This window comes from Bacillus sp. ISL-77, from assembly GCF_018613105.1.
In genome coordinates this window covers 242774-253157 of record NZ_JAGGQY010000036.1, presented here as the reverse complement: position 1 = coordinate 253157, position 10384 = coordinate 242774, and the positions used below count along the sequence as shown (strand labels likewise).

The following is a 10384-nucleotide window of genomic DNA, read 5'->3' as shown; positions in this document are numbered from 1 at the left end:
CCTTGACATGGGTGCCAGTTTAGAGGGTTAGTTGCCTTTCTTTAAAATGAGTTGCGACACGCACTCCACATGTGCAGAGTGTATGTGGCAACACATGAGATGTTTGGTGAGTTTACTTTTTTACTTTGTTAACAATCCAGGAAGAAACTGTTGAATTTCCTTAAAATTTAGTCCGAAATTACTTAGAAGGAATAATCACACTACAATCTCAAAGATTTATAATAATTTTGAAAATTCCTTCTGAATTAGTGAGCAAATCTTACATTTTACGAAGTTCTTCTAGCATCTCTTGATCTTGAAAACCCACCTCACAAATCATAGAGCTCCGCCTCTTAATTGGCCCCAATTTTCAAGTGACAAAAAGCCTTCTGAGCCATACGTAGTATATCCCATATATTCTTTCCCGGCAATTTGACTTAATCCCTCGATTATTGCCAACTTACTCCTTGTAGGTGCTCTATTCTATATCTTCATCGTTAATAAACATGGAGGATTGAACTACCAGAGGAAAGCCTGCCCATTACAAAAAAAATGCAGTTTAGGAAATCAGGGATGGTTCTGTTCCCTCTAAAGTAAGAGAAGAACGAAATCGCTCTGCGATGCTCTTTAAGAGCTTCCAAAAAAGGCATAAAAAATGAAAAAGTATGTTCTTTTTGTGGTATTGTTTAATCGCAAGACCAAACAATCCATAGAAGATATACTTTTTCTTATTAATATAAGACCACACAAATTATTAAGCCTATATAGACATAACTTTAAACACTCAGGTAGAGCTCCACTTTTGAAAGTTGATTACACATTACCTTATAATCAGGAGGCTTTTCATGAAAGATTATGATCAAAAACTTGAAATGACCATCCGAATACCTCTCCATACAACTTCTTTGCCTGTTCAATGTCAGTCACATGAATTTCGAAATGAACTAATCTTCCCATGATTTCCTTCTAATAAGATTACATGGATGATGACAGCTTTTCAATTTGAGCCAAAGTCTAATATATTACCTCACCAGAAATATATACAATTTTTTGAAAAATATTATTTTAACTATAGAGTAAAGGAGAAACTCTATTAAATTGTAATAACATTACCTTTTTCTGCTGCTTCAATAATACCTAAAATTACTTTTAGCGAAACTAGTGCATCTTTGCCTGTAACAAGTGGCGATTGATCTAGGCGAACACATTCAACAAATGCATCGATGACACCGCTATTAGTTTGGTTATCATTTGTTTGGATTCTTTCTAGTTTATATTTAACCTTTTCCCCATTTTTGCACATTATTTCTAATTGATAGTTGTCACTATGATAAATCTTCACAATACCTTTTTCACAATAAATAATGGTACTATTGTCTTCATCTCCGTAATAGGTCCAAGAAAAGGAAGCTGTACCCAAACGACCATTTTTCGTTTTTAAACTACATACGATGTTATCGCATACTTCAATGGGTTCACCATGTTCATTAACTTTGTCAAGAGCGCCTTGAAAAGCACTAACTTGCTCGATTTCATCATCTAATAAGTAATGTAGTAGATCAACCTTATGAATCCCTAAATCTCCTGCCACTCCAAGACTTGAGCGTTCCTTTTTAAAGAACCATGTAGAATTTGATTTATCGACACCCCATTGTTCCGGTCCAGAGTGTCCAAATGTTGTTCGAAAGGTAAGTACTTTTCCAAGCTCTTCATTTTTTATAATTTCCTTAGCCTTTTGATGGGCCTTAGTAAATCGCTGGTTATGATCAACCATTAGTTTTTTTCCAGATTTTTTTTGAGCTTCGATAATTTCCTCTGCGTGTTTAACTGTTAAAGAAATCGGCTTTTCACATAAAACATGCTTTCCGCTTAGTAATGCCTTTGTAGAAAAGATATGATGAAACTCGTTCGAAGAGCAGTCACTTATTACATCAACCGTTGGATCCGCAAGTAACTTTTCTACTGTTTGAGCTACACTACCACCAAACTGGTTAGCAAGTTCGGTGGCTCGGTCTAGATTCCGATCGTAAAAAATGATTTCATCCACATAGGGATTAGCTTTGTATTCGGGTGCGTGGCGTAATTTAGTGATCGAGCCACAACCAATAATTCCTACTTTTAAACCCAAAGGATTCCCCCCTATTCTCTCTTTTGGAATACTACTGCAATGATGATAATTAATCCCTTAACGAACCCTTGGAGGTGTGGAGAAACATTCATTAAGTTCATCATGTTATTCAGAATACCTAAGATTAGCACACCAAAAAATGTACCCATAATCTTACCACGGCCACCCGTCATTCTTGTACCACCAATGATAACCGCAGCAATCGCATCTAATTCATATTGAACTCCTGAACTTGAAGAAGAAATCGAGTTTAATCGAGATGTTTCAATGATAGCTGCAACACTCACAAGTAATCCTACCAAGCTATAGACACCAATTTTTACGCGGTCTACTCGGATTGCTGAAAGAAGCGCTGCTTTTTCATTACTGCCAAGAGCATATACATAACGTCCGAAGCGAGTCTTATGCATTAAAATGTAAACAAGGGCTGTCATAACAAAGAAAATAATGACAGGATAATCAAAAATCCATAAATCACTATTAGCAATATCAGTGAAACTAGAAACTTCCCCTGAAATACTTCCACCTTCTGCAATATATAAGGCAATGGATCGCGCGGCAGCCATCATCCCCAAGGTAGCAATAAACGAAGCAATTCTTCCTTTCGCAACCATTAATCCATTTAAAAATCCTGCGAATGAACCGACTACGAAAGCAGTTAATACCGCAACCAAAATACTGCCAGTTGCATTTAGGGCTAAAACGGTTATGACACCGACTAATACGAGTACTGATCCAACCGATAAGTCAATGCCGCCAGAAAGCATAACAACGGTCATACCTAAAGCGACAATTCCAATAATCGAAACTTGCATTAATATATTTAGTTGGTTATTGATATCTAGAAATCTAGGACTTAATATCGATGCTGCAACAAAAATAATTAAGAAGGCAATAATGACGCTATACTCCGACCATAGCCAAGAGAGGCGACTTTTTGTAGTTGAGGTTTGCTGATTAGGTTGTTTCATTGTATTAACATTAGCCAATTTTTTCGGCCTCCCTTTTTGAGCCAGTTGCATAACTCATAATTTTATCTTCTGTTGCTTCTTCTCCCTTTAATCGGGCTGTGATTTCCCCTTGGTACATGACATAGATGTGATGACAAATCTTTTGTACTTCTGGTGCCTCTGAAGATAAGATAATAACGGCTTTCCCTTGTTCTGCTAATGAGACAATTTGCTGATAAATCTCTTGCTTCGCTCCAACATCAATCCCCTGTGTTGGATTATCAAAAATAATAATATCCGTATCTACCTCAAGCCATTTAGCAATAATAACTTTCTGTTGGTTTCCTCCGCTTAACTTATCGATTGTTATACGCGGGTTGTGAACTTTAATGTTCAGCCTATCCTTATAATATTGGAATTTCTCCTTTTCTTGCCTTTCCTGGATAAAACCAGACTTTTCAAAATGTCCGATGGACGATAAACTCATATTATGAATCACGCTTAAATCTTTTATGATTGCATTTTCTTTCCGATCCTTCGGAACAAGTGCCAAGCCTGCTTCTATCGCTTTTCGTGGATGATCTATCTTTACCAGCTTGTTATTAATTTTAATTTCACCAGTGTATTTTTTTCGATAACCAAATAAGCTTTCAAAAAGCTCTGTTCTGCCATCCCCAGCCAAGCCAGTAAAACCTAATATTTCACCTTTTCGTAGGGTAAAGTTAATATTTTTATATAATCCTTGACTCGTTAAGTTATTTACTTCTAAAACAAGGGGTCCAAAGGAATGCTTTTGAACTAATCTATCTTGAGAAATAGATTTACCTACCATTAACTTGGTAATCGTATCTAAATCCTCATGATCAATACTGCCAGTCCCAACAAGTTCTCCATCACGTAACACCGTATAACGGTCGCAAATTTCCTTGATTTCCTTTAACTTATGAGAAATATAAATAATCGACACGCCTGATTTCTTTAAGTTCTTCATTAATTCAAATAAACGTTTAACTTCATGTTCCGCTAACGATGTTGTAGGTTCGTCCATAATAATCAGTTTAGATTTATGTAGCAACGCCTTTGATATTTCAATTAATTGTTTATAAGAGGTTTCTAGATTTCTGACGTATTCCTTAGGGTTGATATCAACACCAAGCTTTGCTAATATTTCATTCGTTTGTATGCACATCTCTTCTACTTTTAAGAATCCCAATTTACTTCGAAGTTCTGAACCTAAAAACATATTTTCATAGACTCTGAGATCAGATACCACATTAAGTTCTTGATGAATGAAGCTGACCCCTTGCTCCTGAGATACTCTTGGATTAGACATTCTTACTTCTTGGCCATTAATGTGAATGGAGCCATTATCGGGTTGATGAACGCCGCCTAAAATGTTCATCAGTGTAGATTTACCGGCACCATTTTCTCCTAACAATGCATGAATTTCGCCTTGCTGGACATTTAACGTTACTTTTTTCAGCACTGGTACCCCATTAAACGATTTTTCAATGTTGGTCATTGTCAAAAAAGGACTTGTAGTCATGGCGTTTTCATCCCTCCTTTTTAGGAAAAGAGGAGATACAATAACTGTATCTCCAATCATTGTATCTCCGAACAATTATTTAGAATTTTGATTCTGGATCATAGAACTCATCAACATTTTCTTTTGTAACTTGAGTAGCTTCTTTTACAACCATTGATTCTGCTGGATCATTACCTTTTGCAATGTCTGCTGCAATTTTAACTGCATCTTCAACCATTGTTGGAGAGTATAAGAATGTTGCTGTAATTAAGCCATCTGCTTGAATATCTTCAAATACAGCCTTTCCGCCGCCAGCACCTGTAACAAATTTAATATCGGTACGGCCAGCTTCTTTAATTGCTTGTAGTACACCTAGAGCCATTCCATCATCCTGTGTGAACACAGCATCGATATGTGGATGAGCTTGTAAAATATTTTGCATAACTTCTAACGATTTTTCAGTTGAGAAATCTCCACTTTGTGAAGCGATCACTTCAATGTCTGAACTTTCCATTGCTTCTTTAAAGCCTGCTCCACGTTGTTCAGTAACTGAACTTGGCGGTCCAGTAATTTCAACTACTTTTCCTTTTCCATTTAACTTTTCTACAAAGTATTTACCAGCATTGACGCCGATACCTTCATTGTCACCTTTTACAACTACAGTAGCTGCATCATTTTCAAGTTCACGATCAACAATAACTAAAGGAATCCCTGCATCTTTAACTTTTTGCCCTACTGGAGAAAGTGCTGCAGACTCAATTGGAAGCATAACGATAACATCCACATCTTGAGCGATTAAATCATCAACATCATTTGCTTGCTTATTTGGATCAGCAGCATTCGTCATCAAGTATTCAATGCCATCACTTTCTTTCAGTGCCTTTGCTTGCTTTTCAGCACTATCAATCAAAGCTCCCATCCAACCATGTGTAGCCGCTGGTAATGAAATACCAATTTTCAGCGTATCATCCTCTTCTCCACCTTTGGAACTTCCTGCATCATTACTACATGCAACCAAACTAAACATTGTTACTAAAGACAAAATTAAGACTAGAAATTTCTTCAAAACATTCACCCCTTTGTTTTTTTAAAAAGCTCTCCCTATATGTATTTGTAATCGATTACATCTAAGGTCAGCGTTCTACTATTAATTTCTTTTAATGGCAGAGCGCTGATCTTAGATGTATTATCCTGATGTGGACTCTCGTATCACTAATTCATGATCTAATATAATGCTTTCAACTTCTTCCCCTTTAATTTTATCAATCAACATCCTCGCTGCAATGGTTCCCATCTTATGCATCGGTTGGGCAATGGTTGTTAGAGTAGGGTTTGTCATATTTGAAAAATCAATTTTATCAAAACCTACTACTGCTATATCGTTAGGTACGTGCAAACTAGAGGCATTTATTTCTTTGAGCGCCCCAATGGCTAAAAGGTCAGATACAGCAAATACTGCAGTTGGTCGGTCTTGTAAATTCAAGATCTTTTTCATTGCCTGCTGCCCATTTTCAAATCCTAAGTGTTGGGTAGGAATGATATATTCATTTTTTAAAGAAATTCCATTCTCTTCCAACGCACGTTTGTAACCCATTTTCCGTTGTCGAGCATATAAATATTTTTCATCCGAATTCATTAGGGCTATTTTTTTGTGGCCAATTTGAATCAGATGCTTAACTGCCCGGTAAGAGGCTTCTTCGTTATCAATGGTTACATAAGGAATCCCGCTGCATTCTTCATACTCACTACATTGAATAATCGCATAATCTTCTGCAAGCTTTTTCAGTGTTTCAACATTGACAGTAGGATCCATTGAAATAATTCCATCTGCCATCTTTTTACGAACTAAATCGAAGTAAATATTCTCTTTCTCATTGTTGGAATCGGTTTCACACAAGAGAATACTATAATTTTGACTAATCGCAACCTTTTCAATTCCTTTAATAATTTCTAAATAAAAAGGGTTCGAGATGGTTGGAATTAAAATCAAAAGAAGCCGACTTTCTGAATTTCTTAGATTTCTCCCTAACAAACTAGGTTCATAATTTAATTTTTTAATAGCAACTTCGACTTTCATTCTTGTTTTTATAGATACGGTATTTTGACCGTTAAGTACTCTTGATACTGTTGCAACAGAAACTCCCGCTTGTTTAGCAACCTGCTGGATGTTTGCCATTTCACTGTCCTACTTTCTTTGAATTCATAGTACATATTTTTGAAATCGATTACATTTTTATAGTAATATGTTCCAAATTTTCTGTCAATACAAATTTTTCAATAAAATAAAATGGTTGATTTAATTGACTAATTCTAATATCTTAAAAATGTAATGGATTACATTTTTCAAGATTCAGATAATAAACTGTAAGGGGTGTACTTCAATTGAGATTAGGTGTCTGTCTTTACCGTATTATTTTCCGATAAAAGTTTGGAAGACATGTTAATCTATGTTTCTTCAAAAGGGATTGAAGCCATTGAATTAGGCACAGGGGGATATCCCGGTGATTTCCACTGTAATGAGGATGAATTATTAAATGTTGAATGAGTCCATAGGAGCTAATTACCCTAACATGATACAATTAAACCTTCACTCTAAATAATAGAAATAGCCATGGATGCATTTTTTGCATCTATGGCTAGGCTATTTTATCTTAAAACTATCAGCGAAACGCACTCAACGTGTGCCGTATGCGGGAACATGTCCACTGGTTGGATATATTTTACTTCATATTTCGCGCTTAAGTTCTGAATGTCCTTAGCCAAAGTTGAAGGATTACATGAGATGTATATCAACTTTTTTGGTTCTGCCTGAAGGATGGTTTGGATGAGCTGCCCCTCTAGGCCGGTTCTAGGTGGATCGACTACAATGACATCGGGCTTCCAACCCTTTTTGACCCATTTAGGAAGGACCTCTTCTGCCTTTCCAGGTACGTATTTAGTATTAGTAATTCCGTGGCGCTTTGCGTTTTTCTTCGCATCCTCAATCGATTCTGTGATGACGTCCATCCCACGGACTTCTCCCGCCTGGTCAGCAAGCCATAAGCCAATAGTTCCCACTCCACAATAGGCATCTAATACTTTTTCTTCGCCAGTCAGTGCTGCTGCTTTTTTCACTTCATTATAAAGCTTTACTGTCTGAACAGGATTTAACTGGAAGAAGGTCCTTGCTGAAAGCTCGAATTGTAAGTCTCCCAGTGTTTCTTGGATGAAATCTTCACCCGCTAATGGGAGCGTTTCTTCTCCAAAAATAAGGGACGTTTTTTGCCCATTTATGTTTTGGACAATTGATTTTACATGCGGAAGACGTTTTTGGATTTCCTGTATGATAGTGTCTACTTTTGGCAATTCCTTTTGTGTTGTTATCAGAACTATTTGCAACTCTCCAGTTTGGATGCCGACACGAGTGACAATGGTTCGAATAATACCTTTTCTAGATTTTTCATTATAAATGGGAATTTTTAATTCCTCTAAAATCCGCTTAACTTCAGATGTTGCTTCATTTGTTTGCGCGTGCTGCACAGCACATTCGTCAATATTAATCAATTGATGGGAATTAAGGCCATAAAGTCCGGCTAATACCTTGCCGTCGATTGCCTTGACTTGAAAACTGCTCTTGTTTCTGTATCCCCATGGGTCTTCCATACCAATTGTTTCACGGATGTCGAGCTTGTTGATGTCGACTTTCGTATGGCGCTCAAGTGATTGAATGATAATATCACGTTTTTCCTTAAGCTGTTGATCGTATTTCAAGTGCTGTAGTTGACATCCTCCACATTGATCATACACCGGGCAAAGCGGCAGGGCACGATGCGGGGATTTAATGCGGATTTTTTTGATTTTTGCCTCAGCAAATTTAGGGTTAATCTTGGTTGCCTCTACCACAACTTCTTCACCTGGAAGGGCTCCCGGCACAAAGACAACCTGTTTTTTAAAATAGCCTACGCCTTCCCCATTAATGCCGAGCCTTTTGATAGTCAGCGGAAAGGTTTGATTTAGTTCGATTTTGATATTTTGATCAGTTTTCATCTATTTCACTCCAAATTATTCCATAAATTCAAAGAACCCCAGTAACTGTTTCTTCATTACAGATAGTTTCATTTTAATTTTACCCCGTATTATAGCATGATTTACATAGAAAAACCGAATCTCCATGATTCGGCATTGATAACTATTGATAACTTACACCTTTCCCAAGTAGCTTCGTGTGATATTTGGTAATATTATTTGCCCATTGTGACTATACATTTCGAATAAGTTTGATAGGGCGGTTATAAAGAGGTCATACTCCACATCCGTCTTTTTCGGAGAATAGGAAGCGGACAAATATCTTCCCAAAAATCCTTCAAAATCTAATTCCAAGTCATTTCGAAAACTTTTAAAATCATAAATTCCATCTTTAAAAAATTGATGATAAACTTCCTGAGTTTCGTCCATCCCGCCGCTGAACCCCTTAAAATTCGGACAATACTTTTGGCAAATCTCTTTACTTTCCTTGTTTAAATCACTTGATGCATCTCGACTATTCCACACAAGCGCAACCTTTGCATCTGGTTTCAAAATCCGATTACATTCCAATTTGAATTTGTCTTTTTCGAACCAATGAAATGCTTGTGCCACCGTCACTAAATCAACACTTTTATCCTGCAAAGTGGTTTGTTCAGCCTCACCTTTTACCGAAATAAACCGGGCATTCTGTTTTAACGATTGTTCTGCTTTCTCTCTCATTTCATCGTTTGGTTCCACACCAATAACAGTTACGTTTCTTTCAAGTAATTGCCTGCTGAATATACCGGTCCCAGATCCAATATCCGCTATGATCGAATTCTCATTTAACTTAGTTGCTTCGAGTAAATATAGTATATATTCATCCGGATAACCTGGGCGATATTTTGCATAGACTTCTGCCTTGTCGGTAAATTTTTCTGTTGATTTCATTATATCCCCCTCCCACTGGATAATATTGTATATTATAAAATGAATCATTAAAAGGCGAATTATTGAATAAATTCGCCTTTGCCTTTGATTATTTTTTCTTCGGAAACTTATCCAGGCTTTTGAACTTGTAGCCTTTTTTCTTTAAGTCCTGAATCGCCTTTTCAAGTGCATCGGCATTGTCTTTTGAAACAGTGTGTAATAGCAGTATACAACCGGGATGGATTTGTCTCATGATATTGTCGTAGGAATATTGCCAGCCTTTTTGCTGGTTCACATTCCAATCGACAAAGGCAAGGGACCAGAAAACATGTGTATAGCCCTCTTCTTTAGCAATTTGCATCGTTCGCTCGCTAAAGACTCCTTTTGGCGGGCGGAGATATTTCATTTCCTTTTGACCCGTTAATTCTTTCGTTTTAACGCGGACCTTTTCCAGCTCTTCACGTATCCTTTCGTCACTTACAGCTGTGAGGTCTGGATGATGCCACGAATGGTTACCAACAATATGCCCTTCTTTTACCATCCTTTTAACGATATCCTCTGCTGAGAGCAGGTAATGTCCAGTTACAAAAAATGTTGCAGGTACCTTTTCCTTTTTTAAAATATCAAGAATCTGAGGGGTATAACCTTGTTCATATCCGTTATCGAAGGTAAGGTAAAGTGTCTTTGAATTAGGGTTACTTTTATAAAAAGCCCCGTATTTTTCGATCAGCTGATCAAGCTCGGCCCCTGCTTCTGCTGGCTGTTCATTAACACCCTTTTTAAAGCCCCAATGGACCGGCTGATTGGAAACAGCCGCATATGTACTCTGAGGTATCAATACGAGCAGCATACTGAGGATGCATAATAATCTTTTCATCCATGTTCCCC

Annotated in this window: 9 protein-coding genes and 1 pseudogene; all 10 read right to left on the bottom strand. The window is 37.1% G+C overall.

Annotated elements, in window-relative coordinates:
- Nucleotides 1–315 precede the first annotated feature (315 nt).
- The 10 genes and pseudogenes from J7E77_RS31185 to pdaA all read right to left on the bottom strand — a co-directional run bounded on the left by J7E77_RS31185 (nt 316) and on the right by pdaA (nt 10373).
- Nucleotides 316–438, bottom strand: coding sequence for a hypothetical protein (locus tag J7E77_RS31185; protein ID WP_285290573.1), 123 nt, complete (start codon nt 436–438; stop codon nt 316–318).
- A 408-nt stretch (nt 439–846) separates the two neighbouring features.
- Nucleotides 847–936: pseudogene (locus tag J7E77_RS30615) on the bottom strand (VOC family protein); the annotation flags it as partial.
- Between the two features lie 136 nt (nt 937–1072).
- Nucleotides 1073–2107, bottom strand: coding sequence for a Gfo/Idh/MocA family protein (locus tag J7E77_RS14985; RefSeq protein ID WP_214715364.1), 1035 nt, complete (start codon nt 2105–2107; stop codon nt 1073–1075).
- An 11-nt stretch (nt 2108–2118) separates the two neighbouring features.
- Nucleotides 2119–3096, bottom strand: coding sequence for an ABC transporter permease (locus J7E77_RS14980; RefSeq protein ID WP_251028076.1), 978 nt, complete (start codon nt 3094–3096; stop codon nt 2119–2121).
- The gene (locus tag J7E77_RS14975; RefSeq protein ID WP_214715363.1) at nt 3089–4603 is read right to left on the bottom strand and encodes a sugar ABC transporter ATP-binding protein; all 1515 of its coding nucleotides are present in this window, start codon (nt 4601–4603) and stop codon (nt 3089–3091) included. The genes J7E77_RS14980 and J7E77_RS14975 overlap by 8 nt, the downstream gene beginning before the upstream one ends.
- Nucleotides 4604–4682: 79 nt before the next feature.
- Complete coding sequence (locus J7E77_RS14970) at nt 4683–5657, bottom strand: substrate-binding domain-containing protein (RefSeq protein WP_308160621.1); 975 nt, start codon at nt 5655–5657, stop codon at nt 4683–4685.
- Nucleotides 5658–5768: 111 nt separating this feature from the next.
- Entirely contained in the window at nt 5769–6758 is a 990-nt protein-coding gene (locus J7E77_RS14965) for a LacI family DNA-binding transcriptional regulator (RefSeq protein WP_214715361.1), read from the bottom strand.
- Between the two features lie 470 nt (nt 6759–7228).
- Nucleotides 7229–8608, bottom strand: coding sequence for a 23S rRNA (uracil(1939)-C(5))-methyltransferase RlmD (gene rlmD / locus J7E77_RS14960; RefSeq protein WP_214715360.1), 1380 nt, complete (start codon nt 8606–8608; stop codon nt 7229–7231).
- Nucleotides 8609–8761: 153 nt separating this feature from the next.
- A complete protein-coding gene (locus tag J7E77_RS14955; protein WP_214715359.1) occupies nt 8762–9517 on the bottom strand; it encodes a class I SAM-dependent methyltransferase in 756 nt (251 codons plus the stop codon).
- An 88-nt stretch (nt 9518–9605) separates the two neighbouring features.
- Nucleotides 9606–10373 (bottom strand): delta-lactam-biosynthetic de-N-acetylase, encoded by a 768-nt coding sequence (pdaA, locus tag J7E77_RS14950; protein ID WP_214715357.1) that lies wholly within the window; start codon nt 10371–10373, stop codon nt 9606–9608.
- Nucleotides 10374–10384 lie beyond the last annotated feature (11 nt).

What these genes read in the sequence shown, in the direction of transcription:
- J7E77_RS14965 (WP_214715361.1), bottom strand. Translation starts at nt 6,758, where the DNA reads ATGGCAAACATCCAGCAGGTTGCTAAACAAGCGGGAGTTTCTGTTGCA.
- rlmD (WP_214715360.1), bottom strand. Translation starts at nt 8,608, where the DNA reads ATGAAAACTGATCAAAATATCAAAATCGAACTAAATCAAACCTTTCCG.
- J7E77_RS14975 (WP_214715363.1), bottom strand. Translation starts at nt 4,603, where the DNA reads ATGACTACAAGTCCTTTTTTGACAATGACCAACATTGAAAAATCGTTT.
- J7E77_RS14955 (WP_214715359.1), bottom strand. Translation starts at nt 9,517, where the DNA reads ATGAAATCAACAGAAAAATTTACCGACAAGGCAGAAGTCTATGCAAAA.
- pdaA (WP_214715357.1), bottom strand. Translation starts at nt 10,373, where the DNA reads ATGAAAAGATTATTATGCATCCTCAGTATGCTGCTCGTATTGATACCT.